Origin of the sequence: Candidatus Kosakonia sp. 282A-S69 (assembly GCF_029433855.1) — a bacterium.
Classification (GTDB): Bacteria; Pseudomonadota; Gammaproteobacteria; order Enterobacterales; family Enterobacteriaceae; genus Kosakonia; species Kosakonia cowanii_A.
Genome location: NZ_JAROAU010000004.1, coordinates 89,888 through 115,117 on the forward strand (window position 1 = coordinate 89,888; position 25,230 = coordinate 115,117).

The 25,230-nt window shown below is 56.9% G+C and carries 21 protein-coding genes and 1 riboswitch; of the genes, 15 read left to right on the forward strand and 6 right to left on the reverse strand.

The features are described 5' to 3' along the window. Positions 1 to 12: 12 nt before the first annotated feature. Positions 13 to 113: riboswitch (TPP riboswitch) on the reverse strand. A 36-nt stretch (positions 114 to 149) separates the two neighbouring features. Further along, positions 150 to 1,805 carry an HTH-type transcriptional regulator SgrR gene (gene sgrR / locus PU683_RS20120; protein ID WP_277174409.1) on the reverse strand — a complete coding sequence of 552 codons (1,656 nt, stop codon included), beginning with the start codon at positions 1,803 to 1,805 and terminating at the stop codon, positions 150 to 152. 246 nt (positions 1,806 to 2,051) lie between these two features. Between sgrR and PU683_RS20125 the strand changes: the two genes are divergently transcribed. After that, positions 2,052 to 3,230 (forward strand): sugar efflux transporter, encoded by a 1,179-nt coding sequence (locus tag PU683_RS20125; protein WP_277174410.1) that lies wholly within the window; start codon positions 2,052 to 2,054, stop codon positions 3,228 to 3,230. A 163-nt stretch (positions 3,231 to 3,393) separates the two neighbouring features. Here the strand turns inward: PU683_RS20125 and leuD are convergent, their stop codons facing one another. From leuD to leuL, 5 genes are all read right to left on the reverse strand, one after another. Continuing rightward, complete coding sequence (leuD, locus tag PU683_RS20130; protein WP_277174411.1) at positions 3,394 to 3,999, reverse strand: 3-isopropylmalate dehydratase small subunit; 606 nt, start codon at positions 3,997 to 3,999, stop codon at positions 3,394 to 3,396. Between the two features lie 10 nt (positions 4,000 to 4,009). Continuing rightward, the gene (gene leuC, locus PU683_RS20135; protein WP_277174412.1) at positions 4,010 to 5,413 is read right to left on the reverse strand and encodes a 3-isopropylmalate dehydratase large subunit; all 1,404 of its coding nucleotides are present in this window, start codon (positions 5,411 to 5,413) and stop codon (positions 4,010 to 4,012) included. Positions 5,414 to 5,415: 2 nt separating this feature from the next. Further along, entirely contained in the window at positions 5,416 to 6,507 is a 1,092-nt protein-coding gene (gene leuB / locus PU683_RS20140; RefSeq protein WP_277174413.1) for a 3-isopropylmalate dehydrogenase, read from the reverse strand. After that, positions 6,507 to 8,081 (reverse strand): 2-isopropylmalate synthase, encoded by a 1,575-nt coding sequence (leuA, locus tag PU683_RS20145; RefSeq protein ID WP_277174414.1) that lies wholly within the window; start codon positions 8,079 to 8,081, stop codon positions 6,507 to 6,509. The genes leuB and leuA overlap by 1 nt, the downstream gene beginning before the upstream one ends. Before the next feature lie 92 nt (positions 8,082 to 8,173). Next, complete coding sequence (gene leuL / locus PU683_RS22480; protein ID WP_124971575.1) at positions 8,174 to 8,260, reverse strand: leu operon leader peptide; 87 nt, start codon at positions 8,258 to 8,260, stop codon at positions 8,174 to 8,176. A gap of 479 nt (positions 8,261 to 8,739) precedes the next feature. On the opposite strand from leuL, the gene leuO reads away from it, so the two are divergent. From leuO to murG, 14 genes are all read left to right on the forward strand, one after another. Next, positions 8,740 to 9,702: a transcriptional regulator LeuO gene (leuO, locus tag PU683_RS20150; protein WP_277174415.1), complete on the forward strand. Its 963-nt coding sequence runs from the start codon at positions 8,740 to 8,742 to the stop codon at positions 9,700 to 9,702. Positions 9,703 to 10,088: 386 nt separating this feature from the next. Beyond that, positions 10,089 to 11,813: an acetolactate synthase 3 large subunit gene (ilvI, locus tag PU683_RS20155; protein ID WP_277174416.1), complete on the forward strand. Its 1,725-nt coding sequence runs from the start codon at positions 10,089 to 10,091 to the stop codon at positions 11,811 to 11,813. Between the two features lie 2 nt (positions 11,814 to 11,815). Then, positions 11,816 to 12,307: an acetolactate synthase small subunit gene (gene ilvN / locus PU683_RS20160; RefSeq protein WP_007373137.1), complete on the forward strand. Its 492-nt coding sequence runs from the start codon at positions 11,816 to 11,818 to the stop codon at positions 12,305 to 12,307. Between the two features lie 177 nt (positions 12,308 to 12,484). Then, a complete protein-coding gene (gene cra / locus PU683_RS20165) occupies positions 12,485 to 13,489 on the forward strand; it encodes a catabolite repressor/activator (RefSeq protein WP_187801305.1) in 1,005 nt (334 codons plus the stop codon). A 620-nt stretch (positions 13,490 to 14,109) separates the two neighbouring features. Next, positions 14,110 to 14,568, forward strand: a complete 459-nt coding sequence (mraZ, locus tag PU683_RS20170; protein ID WP_277174417.1) for a division/cell wall cluster transcriptional repressor MraZ — start codon at positions 14,110 to 14,112, stop codon at positions 14,566 to 14,568. Between the two features lie 2 nt (positions 14,569 to 14,570). Next, positions 14,571 to 15,512, forward strand: a complete 942-nt coding sequence (rsmH, locus tag PU683_RS20175; protein WP_023480357.1) for a 16S rRNA (cytosine(1402)-N(4))-methyltransferase RsmH — start codon at positions 14,571 to 14,573, stop codon at positions 15,510 to 15,512. Next, positions 15,509 to 15,874: a cell division protein FtsL gene (gene ftsL / locus PU683_RS20180; RefSeq protein ID WP_277174418.1), complete on the forward strand. Its 366-nt coding sequence runs from the start codon at positions 15,509 to 15,511 to the stop codon at positions 15,872 to 15,874. Before rsmH ends, ftsL begins: the two co-directional genes overlap by 4 nt. A gap of 25 nt (positions 15,875 to 15,899) precedes the next feature. Beyond that, positions 15,900 to 17,666 carry a peptidoglycan glycosyltransferase FtsI gene (locus PU683_RS20185; protein WP_277174419.1) on the forward strand — a complete coding sequence of 589 codons (1,767 nt, stop codon included), beginning with the start codon at positions 15,900 to 15,902 and terminating at the stop codon, positions 17,664 to 17,666. Beyond that, positions 17,653 to 19,140 (forward strand): UDP-N-acetylmuramoyl-L-alanyl-D-glutamate--2,6-diaminopimelate ligase, encoded by a 1,488-nt coding sequence (gene murE / locus PU683_RS20190; RefSeq protein ID WP_277174420.1) that lies wholly within the window; start codon positions 17,653 to 17,655, stop codon positions 19,138 to 19,140. Before PU683_RS20185 ends, murE begins: the two co-directional genes overlap by 14 nt. Next, entirely contained in the window at positions 19,137 to 20,495 is a 1,359-nt protein-coding gene (gene murF / locus PU683_RS20195) for a UDP-N-acetylmuramoyl-tripeptide--D-alanyl-D-alanine ligase (protein WP_277174421.1), read from the forward strand. Before murE ends, murF begins: the two co-directional genes overlap by 4 nt. Further along, positions 20,489 to 21,571, forward strand: a complete 1,083-nt coding sequence (gene mraY / locus PU683_RS20200; protein WP_023480302.1) for a phospho-N-acetylmuramoyl-pentapeptide-transferase — start codon at positions 20,489 to 20,491, stop codon at positions 21,569 to 21,571. The genes murF and mraY overlap by 7 nt, the downstream gene beginning before the upstream one ends. A gap of 2 nt (positions 21,572 to 21,573) precedes the next feature. Continuing rightward, positions 21,574 to 22,890, forward strand: coding sequence for a UDP-N-acetylmuramoyl-L-alanine--D-glutamate ligase (gene murD / locus PU683_RS20205; protein ID WP_277174422.1), 1,317 nt, complete (start codon positions 21,574 to 21,576; stop codon positions 22,888 to 22,890). After that, positions 22,890 to 24,131: a cell division protein FtsW gene (gene ftsW / locus PU683_RS20210; protein WP_277174423.1), complete on the forward strand. Its 1,242-nt coding sequence runs from the start codon at positions 22,890 to 22,892 to the stop codon at positions 24,129 to 24,131. Before murD ends, ftsW begins: the two co-directional genes overlap by 1 nt. Continuing rightward, positions 24,131 to 25,198 carry an undecaprenyldiphospho-muramoylpentapeptide beta-N-acetylglucosaminyltransferase gene (gene murG, locus PU683_RS20215; RefSeq protein WP_277174424.1) on the forward strand — a complete coding sequence of 356 codons (1,068 nt, stop codon included), beginning with the start codon at positions 24,131 to 24,133 and terminating at the stop codon, positions 25,196 to 25,198. The genes ftsW and murG overlap by 1 nt, the downstream gene beginning before the upstream one ends. Positions 25,199 to 25,230 lie beyond the last annotated feature (32 nt).

Here is a 25,230-nt window from a genome sequence, read left to right on the forward strand (position 1 = left end):
GGTGGCAAAGGATTTTGAGAGAGCCTCAAATCCCTTCGCCGGCGTTATCCGGATCAGGTTCGACGGGTATTTTCTCAGCACGCGCGTGAAGCGCAGCACCCCGTTGAGAACGGCGCTATTGTAATGATTTGGTAAACAATCTGAAAGCATTACGGATCCGGCGGCGCAAACCAGGCCGATTTGAAGTCAAACCAGCCGAGGGTGTTCATGCGCAGTCCGCGCATGGTGCGCTGCCCCTGAATGCGAAGCCAGTGGTGGATCAGCGGCACAATCGCTTTACTCGCCAGCAACTGCTGCGACCACATCGCCAGATTCATCTCCCCGGCGCGCCAGCGCGCGGCGTCTGCCTGCCAGTCGCGCGGAATACAGTGTTGCAGCAACGGCACTTCATAGAGGTTGGCGAAGACCGAAAAGTCCAGCGGCAGGGTGAAGTTGGCGCTGTTAAGCCAGATATCGCTCTCTGTCTCGCCGCGGTGCCAGGCATCGTAATCGACTTCCTGAATCAGCAATTTAACGCCGTGCTCCGCCAGTAGTGTGCTGATGGTGTGGGCGATCGCCTGGTGCTCGTTATGCTCGCGGTAGAAGGTGAGCGTCAGCGTCTCCAGCCCTGCGGGCTTTTCACCGCCGCCGGGCCGCGCATGGTGCCAGCGCGGCAGTAACCCGTAGGCGGGAAACCAGTAGCGCTGGTTCTGTTCGCTGGCGTGCCACAGAAGATTGGTTGGCGAAAGGATGCGGCTTACCCACTCGCGCACCGCCGGGTTTGCGCCGCGGCTGGAGCGCGCATCAAACAGCAGGTAGTAGCAGCCCTCTTCAAGACGGCTCTCTACTGCCTTTTCGCCCTCCGTTGGGCCCTCCAGCGTCAGGCCACAGGTGGTCTCATCCCCGATATCCGGCAGCACCCAGACATTGACTTCATCAATCAGAGCGCGAAAGCCGAAGTAATCCTCAAAGGCGTGGATTTTTAGCTGGTTTCGCGTGTTGCGTATTACCGCGTAAGGGCCGGTGCCAATCGGCTGGCTGGCGAAGTTTGCCCGCGTCTCCCACTCCTGCGGCAGGATCATCGCCGGTACATGCCCCATCAGCCAGGGTAGCCAGCTATCAGGCTGCGAGAGGTGGATATCGAGCGTCCACGGTGTCGGCGAAACAATATCGCGGATATGGGAGTAGAGCGGCAGGGCGCTGGCGCGCCGCAGGGAGGCGATAACATCTGCCATCTCCAGCTCGCGACCGTGGTGAAAGTGGATGCCAGGGCGCAAATAGAAGCGCCATTGCAGAGGAGAGATCGCTTTCCAGTGATGAGCGATATCGGCTTCCAGTTCCCCGTTTTCCTCATTTATGCGCGTCAGAGTGCTAAAGATTTGCCGTGCCATATGGGTTTCGGAGCGGCGCAGCGGCGAGCCGGGCAGCAGATTGCGCAACGGGCGGTAGTAGAGCACGCGCAGGATATGCCGCCCCTGGCGGAAACTGCGGCCGAGATGTGACACCAACATCTGGCGCACGGCGGCTTTATCCCCCACCAGCTGCACCAGTTGATCGATGCGATCCTGCTCAAGCAGATCTTCCGCCCGCTGCTGCTGCAATGCCAGGCCGGTGTAGAGGAAGGTGAGGCGTGAGCGTTTACCGCGTCCGGCCTCCGCTTCCCAGGTGAGCCAGCCGCGCGTCTGCATGGCATTGAGCAGGGTACGCATATGGCGGCGGGAGCAACTGAGCAGCTCCGCCAGCTCGTTGAGCGTGGTTTCCTGAGATTTTCCATCGCAGCATTGCCACAGACGGATGAACTGTTGTTGCAGGCGACCAGAGGACATAAAAGAGGAACTCCCGGCAAAAACTCAGCAATTTATTTATCCCTATATTAAGCCGATACTTCTCTGCGATGAAAGCGAGGAGGCGCATAGCGAAGTGGGGAATGACGACGCTTATGGAAAAACTGACTCGCCCGAATCATGTGTGACTGAGTATTAAGTGCGAATGCACCCGCCAGCAAAATGTTTTTGCTGGCTTTTTTCGTTTAAGCTTGCATCGCTTTTTTCCGCTTTCAACAAGGAAATCTCATGCTCTGGTTGATGACGATGGGGCGCCGTATGAATGGCGTCTACGTCGCGTTTATGATCGTTGCCTTTATGATGGGCGTCGCCGGTGCGGTACAGGCACCGACGCTGAGCCTGTTTCTCAGCCGCGAAGTGGGCGCAGAGCCCTTCTGGATCGGGCTGTTCTACACCGTCAACGCCATTGCCGGGATCCTCGTGAGCCTGGCGCTGGCAAAACGATCCGACAGCCAGGGCGATCGGCGTAAGCTGATCCTCTTTTGCTGCCTGATGGCGGTGGGTAACGCGCTGCTGTTTGCGTTTAACCGCCACTATCTGACGTTAATTACCTGCGGCGTGCTGCTGGCCTCGCTTGCCAGCACTGCGATGCCGCAGCTTTTCGCGCTGGCGCGTGAGTATGCCGACAGCTCGGCGCGGGAAGTGGTGATGTTCAGTTCGATCATGCGCGCGCAACTCTCACTGGCGTGGGTTATCGGGCCGCCGCTGGCGTTTATGCTGGCGCTTAATTATGGCTTTGTTGCCATGTTCTCTATCGCCGCCGGGCTGTTTATTGTCAGCCTGGTGCTGATTGCCTTCTGGCTGCCGTCGGTGCCGCGGGTTGAGCAGCCTGCTGATGTGGCCGTCACGCAGGTGAGCGGCTGGCGCGACAGCAATGTGCGCATGTTGTTTATCGCCTCGACGCTGATGTGGACCTGCAACACCATGTACATCATTGATATGCCGCTGTGGATAAGCCTTGAACTGGGGCTGCCGGATAAGCTGGCGGGCATTTTGATGGGCACTGCCGCAGGCCTTGAGATCCCGGCGATGATCCTCGCGGGCTACTTCGTGAAGCGTTTCGGTAAGCGGCTGATGATGCTGATTGCCGTCGCAGCTGGCGTGCTGTTCTATATCGGCCTGCTCCTTTTCCATAGCCAGACGGCACTGCTGCTGTTGCAGTTTTTCAACGCGGTGTTTATCGGCATTGTCGCCGGGATCGGCATGCTCTGGTTCCAGGATTTGATGCCGGGGAGGGCAGGTTCGGCGACCACGCTCTTTACCAACAGTATCTCCACCGGCGTGATTCTGGCAGGCGTTATTCAGGGCGCGCTGGCGCAAAGTTTTGGTCACGGCTCGGTGTATTGGGGAATCGCAGGACTGTCGGTAGTGACGCTGCTGCTCACTGGCCGGGTGAAGGATGTGTAAGGCTCGGTGCGGCGAGGAGAGTGCCTGATGGCGCTAACGCTTATCCGGCCTACGCTTCGCGCGTGCATTGTTACCCGTAGGCCGGATAAGGCAACGCCGCCAGCCGGCAAAAAACGCACCTTACCGATTGCCGGATAACCATCCGGCAATCAGCGGCAGGCTATCACCCCATAAACGCGGGTTGTTTCGCTTCGTAGGCAGCGATCGCCTCTTCGTGCTGCAGCGTCAGGCCGATGCTGTCCAGACCGTTCAGCATGCAGTGACGGCGGAAGGCGTCGAGCGTAAAGCGGTAGGACTTCCCGCCCGCATTCACCACCTGCGCCTGCAGATCCACCTCAAAAGTGATGCCCGGGTGGCTCTGTACCAGCGCAAACAGCTCATCCACCTCTTCGTCGCTCAGCGTCACTGGCAGCAGCTGGTTGTTAAAGCTGTTGCCATAGAAGATGTCGGCAAAGCTCGGCGCAATCACCACTTTGAAGCCGTAATCTGTCAGCGCCCAGGGGGCATGCTCGCGCGAGGAGCCGCAGCCAAAGTTCTCCCGCGCCAGCAAAATCGACGCGCCTTTGTACTCGGGAAAGTTGAGCACAAACTCCGGGTTCGGCTGCTCGCCTTTATCGTCAAGGAAACGCCAGTCGTTAAACAGATGCGCGCCAAAACCGGTGCGCGTCACCTTCTGCAAAAACTGCTTCGGGATAATGGCGTCGGTATCGACATTAGCGGCATCCAGCGGAACCACCAGCCCGGTATGTTGGGTAAATTTCTCTGCCATGGTGATCTCCTTAAGCCTGCAAATGACGAATATCAGCGAAACGACCGGTTACCGCCGCAGCGGCAGCCATTGCCGGGCTGACCAGATGGGTACGTCCACCGCGGCCCTGACGCCCTTCAAAGTTACGGTTACTGGTGGAGGCGCAGCGCTCGCCCGGATTCAGGCGGTCGTTGTTCATCGCCAGGCACATGGAGCAGCCAGGCAGACGCCACTCAAAACCGGCGTCGATAAAGATCTTATCCAGACCTTCCGCTTCCGCCTGCGCTTTCACCGGGCCGGAGCCGGGAACGACGAGCGCCTGTACGCCCGGTGCCACTTTACGACCTTTGGCAATGGCCGCCGCGGCGCGTAAATCTTCGATGCGCGAGTTGGTGCAGGAGCCGATAAAGACCTTGTCGATCGCCACGTCCGTCAGCGGCACGCCCGGTTTCAGCCCCATATAGGCCAGCGCCTTTTCTGCCGAGGCACGCTCGACCGGATCGGCGAAGGAGGCCGGATCGGGAATGATCTCGGTGACCGAGATCACCTGGCCTGGGTTGGTGCCCCAGGTAACCTGCGGAGCAATCTCTTCTGCCTGCAGGGTGACAACGCGGTCAAAGTGGGCCCCTTCATCCGTGTGCAGCGTCTTCCAGTAAGCCACCGCTTCGTCAAAATCTTTGCCCTTCGGCGCATGCAGGCGACCCTGCACGTAGTTAAAGGTGGTCTCATCCGGCGCGACCAGACCGGCTTTCGCGCCCATCTCAATCGCCATATTGCACAGCGTCATGCGGCCTTCCATGCTGAGCGCGCGAATCGCGTCGCCGCAGAACTCCACCACGTGACCGGTGCCGCCGGCGCTGCCGGTTTTGCCGATGATCGCCAGCACAATATCTTTGGCGGTGATGCCCGGCGCGGCGGTGCCGTTAACTTCGATCTTCATGGTTTTGGCGCGCCCCTGCTTCAGGGTCTGCGTCGCCAGCACATGTTCCACCTCTGAGGTGCCAATGCCGAACGCCAGCGCGCCAAACGCGCCGTGCGTCGCGGTATGGGAGTCGCCGCAGACGATGGTCATACCCGGCAGTGTGATGCCCTGTTCTGGCCCCATCACGTGCACAATCCCCTGATAGGGGTGGTTCAGGTCATACAGCTCGACGCCAAACTCTTTACAGTTCTTAATCAACTCCTGCATCTGAATGCGCGCCATCTCGCCGGAGGCGTTGATATCTTTAGTCTGCGTCGAGACGTTGTGATCCATCGTCGCAAAGGTTTTGCCCGGCTGACGCACCGGGCGATTGTGCGCACGCAGGCCGTCAAATGCCTGCGGAGAGGTGACTTCATGCACCAGATGGCGGTCGATATAGAGCAGCGGGGTTTCGTTCGGCGCTTCATAGACCACATGGGCGTCAAATAACTTTTCGTACAAACTCTTAGCCATGATTACACCCCTTCTGCGACATAACGAGCGATGATATCGCCCATCTCATCGGTGCTGACTGCGGACGCGCCACGCGCTAAATCGCCGGTGCGAACGCCCTCTTCTAATGCCCGGTTAATGGCCTGTTCAATCGCCGTTGCTGCCTCGTCCGCATCCAGGCTGTAGCGCAGCAGCAGTGCCAGCGACAGGATCTGCGCGATTGGGTTGGCGATATTTTTGCCGGCGATATCCGGTGCGGAGCCGCCAGCGGGTTCGTACAGGCCGAAGCCCTGCTCATTCAGGCTGGCTGAGGGCAGCATGCCCATTGAGCCAGTGATCATCGCGCACTCGTCGGAGAGAATATCGCCGAACAGGTTGGAGCAGAGCAGCACGTCGAACTGAGAAGGATCTTTAATCAACTGCATCGTGGCGTTATCGATATACATATGCGCCAGTTCAACGTCCGGGTACTGACCCGCAATCTCATTGACAATTTCACGCCACAGCAGCGAGGTTTGCAGCACGTTGGCTTTATCGATGGAGTGGACTTTTTTGCCGCGTTTGCGCGCCGACTCGAAGGCGATACGCGCAATACGCTCGATTTCAAAGCGGTGATAAATCTCGGTGTCGTACGCTTTCTCATGCTGGCCGCTGCCTTCGCGCCCTTTCGGTTGGCCAAAGTAGATGCCGCCGGTCAGCTCGCGCACGCACAGGATATCGAAACCGTTCGCGGCGATATCTTCGCGCAGCGGGCAGAAGGCTTCCAGCCCGGCATAGAGCTTAGCCGGACGCAGGTTGCTGAACAGCTTGAAGTGTTTACGCAGCGGCAGCAGCGCGCCGCGCTCCGGTTGCTGCGCCGGCGGCAGATTTTCCCATTTCGGGCCGCCGACGGAGCCAAACAGAATCGCATCGGCCTGCTCGCAGCCTTCGACCGTCGCCTGCGGCAACGGGTTGCCGTGGCGGTCGATGGCGATACCGCCAACATCGTAATGGCTGGTGGTAATACGCATCGCGAAACGGCTACGCACGGCTTCCAGTACTTTCAGCGCTTGCGCCATCACTTCCGGGCCAATGCCGTCTCCCGGCAGCACGGCAATATGGTAACTTTTCGACATCACACGGTTTCCTTGTTGTTCTCTTTGTTCTGCGCTTTACGTTGCAACTCTTTTTCCACTTCCGCGGCGCGCCAGATGGTGTTCAGCACGTTGACCATCGCTTTGACGGAGGACTCAACGATATCCGTCGCCAGGCCAATGCCGTGGAAGCGGCGGTTGTTGTAATTGACGACGATATCGACCTGGCCCAGCGCGTCTTTCCCGTGGCCTTTCGCAGTCAGGCTATATTTCACCAGCTCGATGTCATATTCGGTGACGCGGTTGATCGCCTGGTAGACGGCGTCGACCGGTCCGTTGCCGTTGGCGGCTTCGGCTTTGATCTCTTCGCCGCAGGCCAGTTTCACCGAGGCGGTGGCGATATCGTTCGAGCCGGACTGCACATTGAAGTACTCCAGGCGGAAGTGCTCCGGCTCTTCCTGCTGTTTATTAATAAAGGCCAACGCTTCCAGATCGTAATCAAAGACCTGACCCTTTTTATCTGCCAGCTTCAGGAAGGCGTCGTACAGGTTGTCCAGGTTGTAGTCGCTCTCCTGATAACCCATCTCTTCCATACGGTGCCTGACCGCTGCGCGACCGGAGCGTGAAGTCAGGTTCAGCTGCACCTGGTTCAGGCCGATCGACTCCGGGGTCATGATTTCGTAGTTTTCACGGTTTTTCAGTACGCCATCCTGATGGATGCCGGAGGAGTGGGCGAACGCGCCGGTGCCGACAATCGCTTTGTTGGCCGGAATCGGCATATTACAAATCTGGCTGACGGTCTGGCTGGTGCGCCAGATCTCATGATGGTTAATACGCGTATGCACATTCATAATGTCTTTGCGTACTTTTATCGCCATGATCACCTCTTCCAGCGAGCAGTTACCGGCACGTTCGCCGATGCCGTTCATGGCACCTTCCACCTGGCGAGCGCCTGCATGTACTGCGGCAATGGCGTTACCAACGGCCAGGCCTAAGTCATCATGGGTGTGGACAGAGATGATAGCTTTATCAATGTTAGGAACGCGGTCATACAGCCCGGTGATGATATTGGCGAACTCGAAGGGCATGGTATAGCCAACAGTGTCCGGAATATTGATGGTTTTCGCTCCGGCATTAATGGCCGCTTCGACGACGCGCGCCAGGTCTTCAATCGGCGTACGCCCGGCATCTTCACAGGAAAACTCGACATCATCGGTATAGTTACGCGCACGTTTTACCATATAGATCGCGCGCTCAATCACTTCATCCAGCGTGCTGCGCAGCTTGGTGGCGATATGCATAGGCGAGGTAGCGATAAAGGTGTGAATACGGAACGCTTCAGCGACTTTCAGCGACTCTGCGGCGACATCAATATCTTTCTCAACGCAGCGTGCCAGGGCGCAGACACGGCTGTTTTTTACCTGGCGGGCGATGGTCTGCACGGACTCAAAATCGCCCGGCGACGAGACCGGAAAACCGACTTCCATCACATCAACACCCATGCGCTCCAGTGCCAGGGCGATCTGCAGCTTCTCTTTCACACTCAGGCTTGCCTGCAATGCCTGTTCACCATCACGTAAGGTGGTATCGAAAATTACGACTTGCTGCTGGCTCATGGTTTAGATCCTTGTTCGCTTTGGCCGCCTCGCTACGAGCATAAAAAAACCCGCGCCAAGGCGCGGGTTCTTAGTCTTAACAGGAAGACGATTCAGTTCTGAGTGTCGTCCACCGGTCTACCGCGCACAGTTAATGCGTTTAGTAGTAGTAGACCAGCGAAACGAACGTGACGAATCATGAATCTTGCTCCCGTGAAAATCGATATGCTTTTAGTGGTACTGGATACGCACTTTGATGTCAACCCCTCGATGAAAAGTGGCTACGTTGAAGCGCAAATCATCGCGCCGCGTTTTAGTTTAATCTGCTGTCTAATTAGCGGGATCGCGACATTCTTGCTTGTTGGGCTCATGAGACTTTTCGTAAGAAAAAGCGAAGGGTAGGCGGCAGAAATTAATAATCCTTTTCGGGAAGATGTTAAAGAAAATGGTAGGTAGGACGATCAACTTATGATTATCGTTACAAAACAGCTATAGAAATGAAAATATTAAAAAGTAATTTATATTACAGCGCTGAGTAATGCTTTTTTAAATTTGCTCCAGGAAATTAAATGTAAGCTTTATATATTCCTAAATTTTCACACTGCGCTTCTAATAATGCTATATGCGTGATAAATCATCTTCCTGAATATTATTATTACACAAGTCAAGGGAGTTTATCATGACGACGGATTGCAATTTTCCCGGGGAAAGTATTTATAATCAAAAAGTTAGTGACGGCGAGAAGCCGCAATTGCGTTCGGTAGATCTCAATTTACTGACCGTTTTTGACGCCGTTATGCAGGAGCAAAACATTACGCGTGCAGCCCATGCGTTGGGTATGTCTCAGCCTGCTGTGAGTAATGCAGTTGCACGTCTTAAGGTGATGTTTAACGACGAACTTTTTGTTCGTTATGGGCGAGGTATTCAACCAACCGCGCGTTCGTATCAGCTTTTTGGTGCCATAAGACAGGCGCTGCAGTTGGTACAAAATGAACTGCCTGGCTCCGGTTTTGATCCACAAAGCAGCGAGCGTATTTTTAATCTTTGCGTATGCAGTCCACTCGATAATTTCTTGACTTCGGTTATTTACAATAATGTGAAAACCGTCGCACCAAATATAAAACTGATATTTAAATCTGATCTCAATCACAGTACCGAGCATCAATTGCGCTATCAGGAAATAGAATTTGTGATCGGCTATGAAGAATTCCGTCGTCCGGAATTTTCCTGCGTCCCGCTGTTTAAAGATGAAATGGTGCTGGCAGTGAGCCAGCACCATCCGCGCATCGCTGAACTGACGACGGAAAGCCACATCTTTAACGAGCAGCACGCCGTTGTTTCGCTGGAGCGCTACGCCTCTTTCAGCCAGCCCTGGTACGACACGGTCGAAAAGCGCAACCGTATTGCCTATCAGGGAATGGCGCTGCCCAGCGTATTAAACGTCGTCTCTCAAACCCATCTGGTTGCCATTGCGCCGCGCTGGCTGGTGGAGCGCTTTGCCGGCGGGCTGGCGCTGCATTCACTGCCATTACCGCTTACGCTTAATAGCCGAACCTGCTGCCTCTCGTGGCACGAATCCGCCGGGCGTGATAAGGGGCACCAGTGGATGGAGGAGTTGCTGGTGTCGGTCTGTAGCCATTAAGTACCGTGCAGAATAAACCGGGTGGCAGATTTCTGGTTTATTCTGCCTTTGTTGAAATAAGTACTATTTTATTCTGATTTACTCCGGTAGCGAATCTCTGCACGACGTTAAAAATGCATGAATTACTAAACATTCCCTTATCACAGCGATCAATGGTCATCGTCGCGGCTTATCACAGACGTTTTCACCAGCTCTTCATTTAAGACCTCCTGTTTCTGCTTTTCCTGAGACTTTTCCGCGCCTGAGGTCGGATTGCCTGCCAGATTTTGAGCGGTTATGGTAACTGCCATTCATAATCAGAAAGCAGGATGTCCTGTTCTGAACAGAGCGACAGTGCAGACATGAGTTCTGCCGTCAGTCGTCAAACGTAAGCCTGGAGGCAAAGCATGGAGATGTTGTCTGGAGCCGAGATGGTCGTCCGATCGCTCATCGATCAAGGCGTAAAGAAGGTGTTCGGCTACCCCGGGGGCGCAGTACTTGATATCTACGACGCCCTGCATACCGTCGGCGGCATCGAACATGTGCTGGTGCGCCACGAGCAGGCGGCCGTTCATATGGCAGACGGGCTGGCGCGCGCGACAGGTGAAGTGGGCGTGGTACTGGTCACTTCCGGTCCCGGCGCGACGAATGCGATTACCGGTATTGCGACAGCCTATATGGACTCCATCCCTCTGGTAGTGCTCTCCGGTCAGGTAGCGACCTCGCTGATTGGTTACGACGCCTTCCAGGAGTGCGACATGGTGGGCATCTCCCGCCCGGTGGTGAAACACAGCTTTCTGGTGAAACAGACGGAAGACATCCCCGGCGTTTTAAAAAAGGCCTTCTGGCTCGCCGCCAGCGGACGCCCCGGGCCGGTAGTGGTGGATCTGCCGAAAGATATTATGAACCCCGCGAATAAGTTGCCCTACCTCTGGCCGGAGTCGGTCAGCATGCGCTCCTATAACCCAACAACGCAGGGACATAAAGGGCAGATCAAACGCGCGTTGCAGACCCTGGTTGCCGCCAAAAAGCCGGTGTTTTATGTGGGTGGCGGCGCCATTACCTCTGCCTGCGACGCACCGCTGCGCCAGCTTGCGGAAGCACTGAATGCGCCGGTGGTCTCTTCATTAATGGGGCTGGGCGTCTTCCCGGCTTCCCATCGCCAGTCGCTCGGCATGCTTGGGATGCACGGCACGTATGAAGCGAATATGACGATGCACCACGCTGATGTGATCTTTGCGGTCGGCGTGCGTTTTGACGATCGCACCACCAATAACTTGCTGAAGTACTGCCCTGACGCGACCGTGCTGCATATCGATATCGATCCCACTTCTATCTCTAAAACCGTGCAGGCGGATGTGCCGATTGTCGGCGATGCGCGCCAGGTTCTTGAGCAGATGCTGGAGTTGCTGGAGCAGGAGCGTGCGTCGCAGTCGCACGATGAGATCCGCGACTGGTGGCTGCGCATTGAGCAGTGGCGCGCGCGCCACTGCCTGAAATATGACACGCAAAGCGAAAGCATTAAGCCGCAGGCGGTGATTGAAGCGGTCTGGCGTTTGACCAATGGCGACGCTTACGTCACCTCTGATGTTGGTCAGCATCAGATGTTTGCCGCACTCTATTACCGCTTTGATAAACCGCGCCGCTGGATCAACTCCGGCGGGCTCGGCACCATGGGCTTTGGCTTGCCCGCCGCGTTAGGCGTAAAAATGGCGCTGCCGGATGAGACAGTGATCTGCGTCACCGGCGACGGCAGTATCCAGATGAATATCCAGGAGCTTTCTACAGCATTGCAATATGAGCTGCCGGTGCTGGTTCTCAATCTGAACAACCGCTATCTCGGCATGGTGAAGCAGTGGCAGGACATGATTTATTCCGGACGTCACTCGCAATCCTATATGGAGTCTTTACCGGATTTTGCCCGTCTCGCCGAAGCGTATGGCCATGTCGGCATTCGCATTACCCGCCCGGAGGAGCTGGAGGTGAAGCTCGCCGAGGCGCTGGAGCAGGTAAAAAACAATCGTCTGGTATTCGTTGACGTCACCGTTGACGGAAGTGAACACGTTTATCCGATGCAGATCCGCGGCGGCGGCATGGATGAGATGTGGTTAAGCAAAACGGAGAGAACCTGATTATGCGCCGGATACTGTCTGTCTTACTGGAAAACGAATCGGGGGCGTTGTCGCGCGTCATCGGCCTCTTCTCACAGCGTGGCTACAACATTGAGAGCCTGACGGTCGCGCCAACGGACGATCCAACGTTGTCGCGGATGACGATCCAGACCGTGGGCGATCAAAAAGTCCTCGAACAGATCGAGAAGCAGCTGCACAAGCTGGTTGACGTACTGCGCGTTAACGAGCTGGGGCAGGGGGCCTACGTTGAGCGTGAGATCATGCTGGTGAAGATCCAGGCCAGCGGCTATGGAAGGGAAGAGGTGAAACGCAACGCGGAGATCTTCCGTGGGCAGATTATTGACGTCACACCGTCGATTTACACGGTTCAGCTCGCCGGCACCAGCGACAAGCTGGATGCGTTTCTCGCCACAATTCGTGATGTGGCGAAGATTGTTGAAGTGGCGCGATCCGGCGTGGTCGGCTTATCACGCGGCGATAAAATCATGCGCTGATGCGAACAAGGTTCCACATTTTTAAGCCCGGCTGATTATGCCGGGCTTTTTTTTGCGAAATCAGCCGGAAGCAGAGAGAAAAGCGGTTGCCGCAGTTACCTTTCTGCGCTTAGATGTTATGGAAATTAACCTATATCCCTAAAAAGGTTATGGTGCGCATCATTTTAAGGGGCAATTGTGAAACTGGATGAAATCGCCCGGCTCGCCGGCGTCTCACGAACCACGGCAAGCTACGTCATCAACGGAAAGGCGAAGCAGTATCGTGTCAGCGATAAAACCGTTGAGAAAGTTATGGCGGTCGTTCGTGAGCATAACTACCACCCGAACGCGGTGGCGGCTGGGTTACGAGCAGGACGCACCCGATCGATTGGACTGGTCATTCCCGATCTGGAAAACACAAGCTATACCCGTATCGCCAACTATCTGGAGCGGCAGGCGCGGCAGCGTGGCTACCAGCTGCTGATCGCCTGCTCTGAAGATCAGCCCGATAACGAGATGCGTTGCATCGAACATCTGCTGCAACGGCAGGTGGATGCGATCATCGTCTCGACCTCGCTTCCACCGGAACATCCTTTCTATCAGCGCTGGGCTAACGACGCCTTCCCGATTGTCGCGCTCGATCGCGCGCTGGATCGTGAACACTTCACCAGCGTCGTGGGTGCCGATCAGGAGGATTCAGAGATGCTGGCGGCGGAGCTGCGCAAAATGCCGGCAGAGCGCGTGCTCTATTTAGGCGCACTGCCGGAGCTCTCAGTGAGCTTCCTGCGCGAGCAGGGTTTCCGCACCGCCTGGAAAGACGATCCGCGTGAAGTGAAGTACCTCTACGCCAATGGCTACGAGCGTGAAGCCGCCGCCCAGTTATTTGAAAAGTGGCTGGAAACGAACGAAATGCCGGAAGCGATGTTTATCACCTCTTTTGCCCTGCTACAGGGTGTGCTGGATGTGACGCTGCGCCGCGATGGCAAACTGCCGTCCAATCTGGCGATTGCCACCTTTGGCGATCATGAGCTGCTCGATTTCCTGCAGTGTCCGGTGCTGGCGGTCGCGCAGCGTCACCGTGACGTCGCTGAGCGGGTGCTGGAGATTGTGCTGGCAAGCCTCGATGAACCCCGTAAGCCGAAGCCGGGATTGAGCCGTATTCGACGTAATCTCTATCGCCGGGGCATATTAAGCCGCGTATAAATAAAGGCAATTAAGGCAGCGCGAGCTGCCTTTTCCTTTTCACCATTTCGCCTTAATCAAAATAGTGCTTTTTAACTCATCAGATAAATCCTTAATTTACGAAGATGCTCTGATTTATTATTTCTTTAAGTTTCTTTACTTCCGATTTGTACTCGCCCGTTAAGAAGTTACTGATGATGATTTCTGTATTGAATTGTTACATCTACTGAACACATTCGATTAATTAACAACCACTTTCGATGAAGGGATCTTCGCCTTAGCGAAACCAGGGCTAAGTAAGTGCCAGGAGCTGCATCTGGCGCTGTTAAGTCGCGCCGTTATGCCTTAAAATGCCGCCCGCGTCGCAAACTGACACTTTATATTTCGCGTACAGAAACGGAATGGTCTGAAACCCCGGACCCTATATTCCCCCCTTTTTTCTTGCAAATATTCATGACGTTAATTTGCCTCGTAAGCTGAGCACTATTTCACCGACGCTGATATTGATTACGAATAAGGGATCTTTTGTTCTTGTTGGCCTTTGCGCTGGCTTGACAAGCTTTTCCTCCGCTCCGTAAACTCCCTCGGTGGGGATTTGTGGGATAAAGTGGTGGAAATGATCATGCGGGGGTAAACCGGACATGTTCCGTGGCGCGACGTTAGTCAATCTCGACAGCAAAGGGCGGTTATCCGTTCCGACCCGTTATCGGGATTCGCTGCAGGAGAGTGCCTCCGGTCAGATGGTCTGTACCATAGATATTCGCCACACATGCCTGCTGCTTTACCCTCTGCCCGAATGGGAAATTATCGAGCAAAAACTGTCGTGGCTGTCGAGCATGAACCCGCTTGAGCGGCGCGTACAACGTTTATTGCTGGGGCATGCCAGCGAGTGCCAGATGGATAGCGCCGGTCGCATCTTAATTGCGCCTGTCTTACGGCAGCACGCCGGGCTAACCAAAGAAGTGATGCTGGTCGGACAGTTCAATAAGTTTGAGCTGTGGGACGAAACGACCTGGTATCAACAGGTCAGGGAAGATATTGACGCTGAGCAATCCGGTTCCGAAGGACTTTCGGATCGGTTGCAGGATTTGTCTCTTTAATGATGATGGAAAATTTTAAACACACAACGGTGCTGTTGGATGAGGCCGTTAACGGCCTGAATATTCGTCCGGATGGCATTTACATTGATGGCACTTTTGGTCGCGGTGGTCACTCGCGCCTGATCCTCTCCCAACTGGGGGCGGAAGGCCGCTTGCTGGCAATCGACCGCGATCCGCAGGCAATTGAAGTTGCGAAGACCATTAATGACCCGCGCTTCTCCATCATTCATGGACCCTTTTCTGCGCTCGCTGATTATGTCAGCGAGCGCGATCTTATTGGCAAGATCGACGGTATTCTTCTCGATCTTGGCGTCTCTTCACCGCAGCTTGACGATCCGGAACGCGGCTTCTCCTTTATGCGAGACGGTCCGCTGGATATGCGTATGGATCCGACGCGCGGCCAGTCTGCCGCCCAGTGGCTGCAAACCGCAGACGAGGCGGATATCGCCTGGGTGCTGAAAACCTTCGGCGAAGAGCGCTTTGCGAAACGCATCGCCCGTGCCATCGTCGAGCGCAACCGCCTCGATCCGATGACCCGCACCAAAGCGCTGGCGGAAGTGGTAGCAGCGGCGACGCCGATAAAAGATAAGTTTAAACATCCCGCGACCCGTACCTTCCAGGCGGTGCGCATCTGGGTGAACAGTGAACTGGAGGAGATAGAGCAGGCGCTAAAAAACTCGCTCGATGTGCTGGCCCCGGGAGGCCGGCTTTCTGTCATTAGCTTCCACTCGCTGGAAGATCGCATTGTGAAGCGCTTTATGCGTGAGCAAAGCCGTGGCCCGCAGGTTCCTGCCGGGCTGCCGATGACCGAAGCGCAACTCAGCAAGCTGGGTGGCCGTCAACTGCGAGCCTTAGGAAAAATGATGCCGGGCGAAGAAGAAGTGGCGGAAAACCCACGCGCCCGTAGTTCAGTTCTGCGTATTGCAGAGAGGACGAACGCATGATCGGCAGAGTGTCAGAGACCCTCAGCAAAGTTAAGGGATCGTTAGGAAGCAGCGAGCGCCATGCCTTGCCTGGCGTGATCGGCGACGATCTTTTGCGGTTCGGGAAACTGCCACTCTGCCTGTTCATTTGCATCATCATGACGGCCATTACGGTCGTCACCACCGCGCACCATACCCGTTTGTTGACCGCACAGCGCGAACAACTGGTGATTGAGCGCGATGCGCTGGATATCGAATGGCGCAACCTGATTCTTGAAGAGAACGCCCTCGGCGATCATAGCCGGGTCGAACGGATTGCCACTGAGAAGCTGCAGATGCAGCACGTCGATCCTTCCCAGGAAAATATTGTGGTGCAGAAATAGCGATGAAAAAGGAACAACCCAGCGCATGAAAGCCGCGGCGAAGATGGTGAAAGCGAAACGCCAGGAAGAGCAGGCCAACTTTATTAGTTGGCGTTTTGCGTTGCTTTGCGGCTGTATTTTATTGGCGCTGGGCTTCCTGGTTGGCCGCGTCGCGTATCTGCAAATCATCAACCCCGATATGCTGGTGCGCCAGGGCGATATGCGCTCGCTGCGCGTGCAGGAAGTGGCGACCTCACGCGGGATGATCACCGACCGTTCCGGGCGTCCGCTGGCGGTCAGCGTGCCGGTCAAAGCGATCTGGGCTGACCCGAAAGAGCTGCACGATGCAGGCGGCGTGACGCTGGATAATCGCTGGAAAGCGCTCTCCGATGCGCTCAACATGCCGCTCGATCAGCTCGCCTCACGCATCAACGCCAACCCGAAGATGCGCTTCATCTATCTTGCCCGCCAGGTCAATCCGGATCTGGGGGACTACATCAAAAAACTCAAGCTTCCCGGCATTCATCTGCGCGAAGAGTCGCGCCGCTACTACCCGTCCGGCGAAGTGACCGCTCACCTGATTGGCTTTACCAACGTCGACAGCCAGGGGATTGAAGGGGTCGAGAAGAGCTTTGATAAGTGGCTTACCGGGCAGCCGGGCGAGCGTATTGTGCGTAAAGATCGCTATGGCCGCGTGATTGAGGATATCTCCTCGACCGACAGCCAGGCGGCGCACAACCTTGCGCTGAGCATTGACGAACGTTTGCAGGCGCTGGTTTACCGCGAGCTGAACAACGCCGTGGCGTTTAACAAAGCCGAGTCCGGCAGCGCCGTGCTGGTGGATGTCAACACCGGCGAAGTGCTGGCTATGGCTAACAGCCCCTCCTATAACCCGAACAACTTCTCCGGCACCTCCAAAGATTCGATGCGTAACCGCGCCATCACCGACGTTTTTGAACCCGGTTCAACAGTGAAACCGATGGTGGTGATGACCGCTCTGCAACGCGGTGTGGTGAACCCAAATACGGTGCTCAACACCGTGCCTTACCGAATTAACGGTCACGAAATCAAAGACGTGGCGCGCTATAGCGAATTGACCCTCACCGGGGTGCTGCAGAAGTCGAGTAACGTCGGCGTATCCAGGCTGGCGTTAGCGATGCCCTCCTCAGCGTTAGTAGATACTTACTCACGTTTTGGACTGGGAAAAACGACCAATTTGGGGATGGTCGGAGAACGCAGTGGCTTATTTCCTCAAAAACAACGGTGGTCTGACATAGAGAGGGCCACCTTCTCTTTCGGCTACGGGCTAATGGTAACGCCGTTACAGTTAGCGCGAGTCTACGCAACCATTGGCAGCTATGGCATCTATCGCCCGCTGTCGATTACCAAAGTCGACCCACCGGTACCGGGTGAGCGCGTCTTCAACGAATCCATCGTCCGCACCGTGGTGCACATGATGGAGAGCGTGGCGCTGCCGGGCGGCGGCGGGGTCAAAGCGGCCATCAAGGGCTATCGCATCGCGATCAAAACCGGTACGGCGAAAAAAGTCGGGCCGGATGGGCGCTACATCAACAAATACATTGCATACACTGCGGGCGTCGCGCCTGCCAGCCGGCCGCGCTTTGCGCTGGTGGTGGTCATTAACGATCCGCAAGCGGGCAAATACTACGGTGGCGCGGTCTCTGCGCCGGTCTTCGGTGCCATCATGGGCGGCGTACTGCGCACCATGAATATCGAACCGGATGCGCTGACCACGGGCGAAAAAAGTGAGTTTGTAATTAATCAAGGCGAGGGATCAGGTGGCAGATCGTAATTTGCGCGACCTTCTCGCTCCGTGGGTACCGATGCTACCTGCGCGAGCACTACGAGAGATGACACTCGACAGCCGTGTGGCTGCGTCGGGCGATCTCTTCGTGGCGGTGGTCGGTCATCAGGCGGACGGGCGTCGTTATATCCCGCAGGCGATTGCGCAAGGTGTTGCTGCCATTATTGCTGAAGCGAAAGACGAGGCAAATGACGGTGAAATTCGTGAAATGCACGGTGTGCCGGTGGTTTATTTAAGCCAGCTGAACGAGCGCCTCTCTGCGCTGGCGGGCCGCTTCTACGGCGAGCCGTCAGACCAGTTGCGCCTGATCGGCGTCACCGGTACTAACGGTAAAACCACGACTACGCAGCTGTTAGCGCAGTGGAGCCAGCTGCTGGGTGAAACCAGCGCGGTGATGGGCACGGTCGGTAATGGCTTGCTCGGTAAAGTGGTGCCGACGGAGAACACCACCGGTTCCGCAGTTGATGTCCAGCATGTGATTGCCGGTCTTGCGGAGCAGGGCGCTACGCTTGCCGCGATGGAGGTCTCCTCCCACGGTTTAGTTCAGCATCGCGTTGCGGCCCTCAAATTCGCTGCCTCGGTATTCACCAATTTAAGCCGCGATCACCTCGATTATCACGGTGATATGACCCATTACGAAGCTGCCAAATGGCTGCTCTTCTCCTCGCACCACTATGGTCAGGCGATCATCAACGCCGATGACGAAGTGGGCCGCCGCTGGCTGGCAAACTTGCCGGATGCGGTTGCAGTGTCGATGGAAGGCCATATCAACCCGGATAGCCACGGGCGCTGGCTGAAGACCCTGAGCGTCGCTTACCACGACAGCGGGGCGACAATCCGCTTCGACTCCAGCTGGGGCGAAGGCGAAATCGAAAGCCGCCTGATGGGCGCGTTTAACGTCAGTAACCTGCTGCTGGCACTGGCAACGCTGCTGGCGCTCGGCTATCCGCTTAGCGATCTGCTGAAAACCGCAGCCCGTCTGCAACCCGTTTGTGGCCGGATGGAGGTGTTCAGCGCGCCGGGCAAACCGACGGTGGTGGTTGATTATGCCCACACGCCGGATGCGCTGGAAAAAGCGCTGCAGGCCGCGCGCCTGCACTGCACCGGGAAACTGTGGTGCGTCTTTGGCTGCGGCGGCGATCGCGACAAGGGCAAACGTCCGCTGATGGGCGCGATTGCCGAAGAGTTTGCCGATGTGCCGGTCGTCACCGATGACAACCCGCGCACCGAAGAGCCGCGCGCCATCATCAATGACATTCTCGCCGGCATGCTCGACGCCAGCCGTGCGCATGTCGTCGAGGGCCGCGCCGAAGCGGTGACCAACGCCATTATGCAGGCCAAAGAGAATGATGTGGTGCTGCTGGCAGGTAAGGGCCATGAAGATTATCAGATTGTCGGCACGCACCGTCTGGATTATTCAGACCGTGTCACCGCCGCGCGTCTGCTGGGGGTAGTAGCATGATTAGCGTAACGCTCAGCCAGCTTGCCGGCACGCTGCGTGGTGAACTCCATGGCCAGGACGTCACGATTGACGCCGTGACCAGCGATACCCGCAAGCTGACGCCGGGTTGCCTGTTTGTGGCGCTGAAAGGCGAACGTTTCGACGCTCACGATTTCGCTGAACAAGCTAAAGCGGGCGGCGCTGGCGCACTGCTGGTGAGCCGCAAGCTGAATAGCGATCTGCCGCAGCTGGTGGTGAATGACACCCGTCAGGCCTTTGGCGAACTGGCTGCGTGGGTGCGCCAGCAGGTGCCGACGCGCGTCGTTGCGCTGACCGGCTCCTCCGGTAAAACCTCGGTGAAAGAGATGACTGCCGCCATTCTCGGCGAGTGCGGCAACACGCTCTACACCGCGGGCAACCTGAACAATGACATCGGCGTGCCGATGACCCTGCTGCGTCTGACCAAAGAGCATCAGTACGCGGTGATTGAGCTGGGCGCTAACCACCAGGGCGAAATCGCCTGGACCGTCAGCTTGACCCGCCCGGAGGCAGCATTGGTCAATAATCTGGCCGCCGCGCATCTGGAAGGGTTCGGATCGCTGGCGGGCGTGGCGAAGGCAAAAGGTGAAATCTACACCGGCCTGCCGGTAAACGGTATCGCCATCCTCAATGCCGATAACAATGACTGGCTGAACTGGCAGAGCATTATCGGCAATCGCAAAGTATGGCGCTTCTCGCCTAACGCGGCGAACAGCGATTTTACCGCGACCAACGTGCATATCACGTCGCACGGCACCGAGTTCACGCTGCAAACCCCGACCGGCAATGCAGAGGTGATTTTGCCGCTGCCGGGACGTCACAACATTGCTAACGCGCTGGCAGCGACCGCGCTGGCAATGGCGGTTGGTGCATCTCTTGATGCGGTGAAACAGGGGCTGGCGAAGCTGAAAGCGGTGCCAGGCCGTCTGTTCCCGGTGCGCCTCGGCGAAAACCAGCTGCTGCTGGATGACACCTATAACGCAAACGTCGGTTCGATGACCGCCGCAGCGCACGTGCTGGCAGAGATGCCCGGCTACCGCGTAATGGTGTCAGGCGATATGGCTGAGCTGGGCGACGAGAGCGAAGCCTGCCACGTTCAGGTCGGCGAAGCGGCGAAAGCTGTCGGTATCGACAAAGTGCTGAGTGTTGGCACATTCAGTAAAGCGCTCAGCGACGCCAGCGGTGTTGGCGAGCATTTCAACGATAAAGCTGCGGCCACGGCGCGTTTAAAAGCGCTGATTGCCGAGCACCCAATGATTACCATTTTAGTGAAAGGTTCACGTAGCTCCGCCATGGAAGAGGTGGTACGCGACTTACAGGAGAACGGGACATGTTAGTTTGGCTGGCCGAGCATTTGGTCAAATATTATTCCGGCTTTAACGTCTTTTCCTATCTGACGTTTCGCGCCATTGTCAGCCTGCTGACCGCGCTCTTCATCTCGTTGTGGATGGGGCCGCGCATGATTGCCCGCTTGCAGAAACTCTCTTTTGGCCAGGTTGTGCGTAACGATGGCCCGGAATCGCACTTCAGTAAACGCGGTACCCCGACGATGGGTGGGATCATGATCCTCACCGCGATTGTTGTCTCCGTGCTGCTGTGGGCTTACCCCTCCAACCCCTACGTCTGGTGCGTGCTGGTGGTGCTGGTGGGTTACGGCATCATCGGCTTTGTCGATGATTACCGCAAAGTGGTACGCAAAGATACTAAAGGGCTGATCGCGCGCTGGAAGTACTTCTGGATGTCGGTGATTGCGCTGGGCGTCGCCTTTGCCCTCTATCTCGCCGGCAAAGATACTCCCGCCACCGAACTGGTGGTGCCGTTCTTTAAAGATGTGATGCCGCAGCTTGGCCTCTTCTATGTGCTGCTCGCCTACTTTGTGATCGTCGGCACCGGTAACGCCGTCAACCTGACGGATGGCCTCGACGGGCTGGCGATTATGCCGACCGTCTTTGTTGCAGGCGGCTTCGCGCTGGTGGCCTGGGCGACCGGTAACATGAACTTTGCCAACTACCTGCACATTCCTTATTTGCGTCACGCGGGTGAGCTGGTGATCGTCTGTACGGCGATTGTCGGCGCAGGGCTCGGTTTCCTGTGGTTTAACACCTATCCGGCTCAGGTCTTTATGGGCGATGTCGGATCGCTGGCGCTCGGCGGCGCGCTCGGCATTATCGCCGTGCTGCTGCGTCAGGAGTTCCTGCTGGTGATCATGGGGGGCGTCTTTGTGGTGGAGACGCTGTCGGTGATTTTGCAGGTTGGCTCGTTCAAACTGCGCGGCCAGCGCATTTTCCGTATGGCACCGATTCACCACCACTATGAATTGAAAGGCTGGCCGGAGCCGCGCGTGATTGTGCGTTTCTGGATTATTTCGCTGATGCTGGTGCTGATTGGCCTGGCAACGCTGAAGGTACGTTAATCATGGCAGATTACCAGGGTAAAAAAGTCGTCATTATCGGTTTAGGCCTGACGGGCCTTTCCTGCGTGGACTTTTTCCTCGCGCGCGGCGTCACGCCAAAAGTGATGGATACCCGCACGTCGCCGCCGGGGCTGGATAAGCTGCCGGAAACGGTCGAGCGCCATCTTGGTAGTCTTAACGATAGCTGGTTACAGAGCGCCGATCTGATTGTCGCAAGCCCTGGTATGGCGCTGGCGCACCCGTCGCTCAGCGCGGCGGCGGAGGCGGGCGTCGAGATTGTCGGTGATATCGAACTCTTCTGCCGTGAAGCGCAGGCGCCAATCATCGCCATTACCGGTTCGAATGGTAAAAGTACCGTCACCAAACTGGTGGGTGAAATGGCGGAAGCGGCCGGTAAAAATGTTGGCGTTGGCGGCAATATTGGCCTGCCGGCGCTGATGCTGCTGGATGAGGCGCGCGAGCTGTATGTGCTGGAACTCTCCAGCTTCCAGCTGGAAACGACCTCCAGCCTGCACGCCGTGGCGGCAACCATTCTCAACGTTACTGAAGATCATATGGATCGCTACCCGTTTGGCCTGCAGCAGTACCGCGCCGCCAAACTGCGTATCTATGAAAACGCCAAAGTGTGCGTGGTCAATGCCGATGATGCCCTGACCATGCCGGTTCGCGGTGCCGATGAGCGCTGCGTCAGCTTTGGTGTGGACGTCGGTGATTATCACCTCAACCGCCAGCAGGGCGAAATCTGGCTGCGGGTAAAGGGTGAGAAGGTGCTGAACGTCACAGAGATGAAACTGAGCGGCCAGCACAACTACACCAACGCGCTGGCGGCGCTGGCGCTGGCGGACGCGGCCGGTTTACCGCGCGCCAGCAGCCTGAAGGCGCTGACCACCTTTGGCGGGCTGGCGCACCGTTTCCAGCTGGCTTTCGAGCATAACGGTGTGCGCTGGATCAATGACTCCAAAGCGACCAACGTCGGCAGCACCGAAGCGGCGCTTAATGGCCTGCAAGTGGAAGGTACGCTGCATCTGCTGCTGGGTGGTGATGGTAAATCGGCTGACTTCTCGCCGCTGAAGCGCTACCTGGGTGGCGAGCGTATCCGTCTTTACTGCTTCGGACGCGATGGCGCTGAGCTGGCTGCCCTACGCCCGGATGTGGCTGAGCAGACTGAAACACTGGATCAGGCGATGCGCTTAATTGCCGCGCGCGTGCAGCCGGGCGATATGGTGCTGCTGTCGCCGGCCTGTGCCAGCCTCGATCAGTTTAAGAATTTCGAACAACGGGGTGACCAGTTCACCCGTCTGGCGCAGGAGTTAGGCTAATGCGTTTAACGCTTCCCCGCCCGAGAATGCCGCGTCTGCCAGGTTATGGGATCCTGGCGTGGCTGTTTGCGGCATTGAAAGGCTGGGTCATGGGCTCGCGACAGAAAGATACCGACAGCCTGGTGATGTACGACCGCACGCTGCTGTGGTTGACGCTGGGCCTGGCGGCGATCGGCTTCATCATGGTGACCTCGGCGTCGATGCCGGTTGGTCAGCGGCTGACGGACGATCCCTTCTTCTTCGCCAAACGCCACGGGCTCTATCTGTTCCTGTCGTTCTGTATGGCGATGATCACGCTGCGCCTGCCGATGGAGTTCTGGCAGAAGTACAGCTCGGTGATGCTGATCGCCGCAATCATTATGTTGTTAGTGGTGCTGGTGGTCGGGAGCTCGATTAACGGTGCGTCGCGCTGGATTGACCTCGGGATCATGCGCTTCCAGCCTGCGGAGTTCACCAAGCTGTCGCTCTTCTGCTACCTGGCGAACTACCTGGTGCGCAAAGTGGATGAGGTGCGTAATAACCTGCGCGGCTTCTTAAAACCGATGGGAGTGATCCTGGTTCTGGCGATCCTGCTGCTGGCGCAGCCTGACCTCGGTACAGTGGTGGTGCTGTTTATTACCACGCTGGCGATGCTGTTCCTCGCGGGTGCGAAGCTGTGGCAGTTCATCGCCATTATCGGTATGGGTATCTCGGCGGTAGTGCTGCTGATCCTCGCCGAACCCTATCGTATTCGCCGCGTAACCTCTTTCTGGAACCCGTGGGAAGATCCGTTTGGCAGCGGTTATCAGTTAACCCAGTCGCTGATGGCGTTTGGCCGCGGCGAGCTGTGGGGGCAGGGGCTCGGCAACTCGGTGCAGAAGCTGGAGTATCTGCCGGAAGCGCACACCGACTTTATCTTCTCCATCATCGGCGAAGAACTCGGTTATATCGGTGTGGTAGCCGCACTTTTAATGGTATTCTTCGTCGCTTTCCGCGCCATGTCCATCGGCAGAAAAGCGCTGGAGATTGACCACCGCTTCTCCGGTTTCCTTGCCTGCTCTATAGGTATCTGGTTTAGCTTCCAGGCGCTGGTTAACGTCGGTGCGGCAGCGGGTATGCTGCCGACCAAAGGCTTAACCCTGCCGCTGATCAGTTATGGCGGCTCCAGTTTATTGATTATGTCAACGGCGATTACGCTGTTACTACGGATAGATTATGAAACGCGTCTGAAGAAAGCTCAGGCGTTTACACGAGGTGTGTGATGAGTGGTCAACCTAAGCGGTTAATGGTGATGGCAGGCGGAACCGGCGGGCATGTTTTCCCCGGTCTCGCCGTGGCGCACCATTTGATGGATCAAGGCTGGCAAGTACGCTGGCTCGGAACCGCCGATCGTATGGAGGCTGACCTGGTGCCGAAACACGGCATTGATATCGACTTCATCCGCATCTCCGGCCTGCGCGGTAAAGGGCTGAAAGCGCTGCTGCTCGCGCCGGTGCGGATCTTTAACGCCTGGCGTCAGGCGCGCGCGATTATGCAGCGCTTCAAGCCGGACGTGGTGCTGGGCATGGGCGGATATGTCTCCGGCCCCGGCGGTCTTGCCGCCTGGTCGCTCGGTATCCCGGTAGTCCTGCATGAGCAGAACGGTATTGCAGGCTTGACCAACAAGTGGCTGGCGAAGATCGCCACCAAAGTGATGCAGGCGTTTCCCGGCGCATTTCCAAAAGCGGAAGTCGTGGGTAACCCGGTACGCGTCGATGTGCTGGCGCTGCCGCTGCCGCAGATGCGCCTGCCGGGCCGCGAAGGGCCAATTCGCGTGCTGGTGGTTGGCGGATCGCAGGGCGCGCGCGTGCTCAACCAGACCATGCCGCAGGTAGCGGCTAAACTGGGCGCGGCGTTTACCATCTGGCATCAGAGCGGGAAAGGTGCGCAGCAGGACGTTGAACAGGCGTATGCCACTGCGGGTCAGGCGCAGCATAAAGTTACTGAATTTATTGACGATATGGCTAAAGCCTACGCGTGGGCGGATGTGGTCGTTTGCCGCTCCGGCGCGCTGACGGTGAGCGAAATCGCCGCTGCCGGTCTGCCAGCGCTGTTTGTGCCGTTTCAGCATAAAGACAGACAGCAGTACTGGAATGCCCTGCCGCTGGAGAAAGTGGGCGCGGCGAAGATCCTCGAACAGCCGCAGTTTACCGTTGATGCCGTAGCAGCAACGCTTGCGGGCTGGGATCGTGAAGCATTAAGAGAGATGGCGGAACGCGCGCGCGCGGCAGCCATCCCCGACGCTACCGAGCGGGTAGCGCATGAAGTGAGCCTTGCGGCTCAAGGGTAAATCGTGGCGACGCCTGTTTGCGTCGCGCCAAT

What these genes read in the sequence shown, in the direction of transcription:
- murG (WP_277174424.1), top strand. Translation starts at nt 24,131, where the DNA reads ATGAGTGGTCAACCTAAGCGGTTAATGGTGATGGCAGGCGGAACCGGC.
- leuC (WP_277174412.1), bottom strand. Translation starts at nt 5,413, where the DNA reads ATGGCTAAGAGTTTGTACGAAAAGTTATTTGACGCCCATGTGGTCTAT.
- leuA (WP_277174414.1), bottom strand. Translation starts at nt 8,081, where the DNA reads ATGAGCCAGCAGCAAGTCGTAATTTTCGATACCACCTTACGTGATGGT.
- leuO (WP_277174415.1), top strand. Translation starts at nt 8,740, where the DNA reads ATGACGACGGATTGCAATTTTCCCGGGGAAAGTATTTATAATCAAAAA.
- leuB (WP_277174413.1), bottom strand. Translation starts at nt 6,507, where the DNA reads ATGTCGAAAAGTTACCATATTGCCGTGCTGCCGGGAGACGGCATTGGC.
- sgrR (WP_277174409.1), bottom strand. Translation starts at nt 1,805, where the DNA reads ATGTCCTCTGGTCGCCTGCAACAACAGTTCATCCGTCTGTGGCAATGC.
- murF (WP_277174421.1), top strand. Translation starts at nt 19,137, where the DNA reads ATGATTAGCGTAACGCTCAGCCAGCTTGCCGGCACGCTGCGTGGTGAA.
- rsmH (WP_023480357.1), top strand. Translation starts at nt 14,571, where the DNA reads ATGATGGAAAATTTTAAACACACAACGGTGCTGTTGGATGAGGCCGTT.
- murD (WP_277174422.1), top strand. Translation starts at nt 21,574, where the DNA reads ATGGCAGATTACCAGGGTAAAAAAGTCGTCATTATCGGTTTAGGCCTG.
- leuL (WP_124971575.1), bottom strand. Translation starts at nt 8,260, where the DNA reads ATGATTCGTCACGTTCGTTTCGCTGGTCTACTACTACTAAACGCATTA.
- leuD (WP_277174411.1), bottom strand. Translation starts at nt 3,999, where the DNA reads ATGGCAGAGAAATTTACCCAACATACCGGGCTGGTGGTTCCGCTGGAT.
- mraY (WP_023480302.1), top strand. Translation starts at nt 20,489, where the DNA reads ATGTTAGTTTGGCTGGCCGAGCATTTGGTCAAATATTATTCCGGCTTT.
- ftsL (WP_277174418.1), top strand. Translation starts at nt 15,509, where the DNA reads ATGATCGGCAGAGTGTCAGAGACCCTCAGCAAAGTTAAGGGATCGTTA.
- ilvN (WP_007373137.1), top strand. Translation starts at nt 11,816, where the DNA reads ATGCGCCGGATACTGTCTGTCTTACTGGAAAACGAATCGGGGGCGTTG.
- ftsW (WP_277174423.1), top strand. Translation starts at nt 22,890, where the DNA reads ATGCGTTTAACGCTTCCCCGCCCGAGAATGCCGCGTCTGCCAGGTTAT.
- PU683_RS20125 (WP_277174410.1), top strand. Translation starts at nt 2,052, where the DNA reads ATGCTCTGGTTGATGACGATGGGGCGCCGTATGAATGGCGTCTACGTC.
- PU683_RS20185 (WP_277174419.1), top strand. Translation starts at nt 15,900, where the DNA reads ATGAAAGCCGCGGCGAAGATGGTGAAAGCGAAACGCCAGGAAGAGCAG.
- ilvI (WP_277174416.1), top strand. Translation starts at nt 10,089, where the DNA reads ATGGAGATGTTGTCTGGAGCCGAGATGGTCGTCCGATCGCTCATCGAT.
- mraZ (WP_277174417.1), top strand. Translation starts at nt 14,110, where the DNA reads ATGTTCCGTGGCGCGACGTTAGTCAATCTCGACAGCAAAGGGCGGTTA.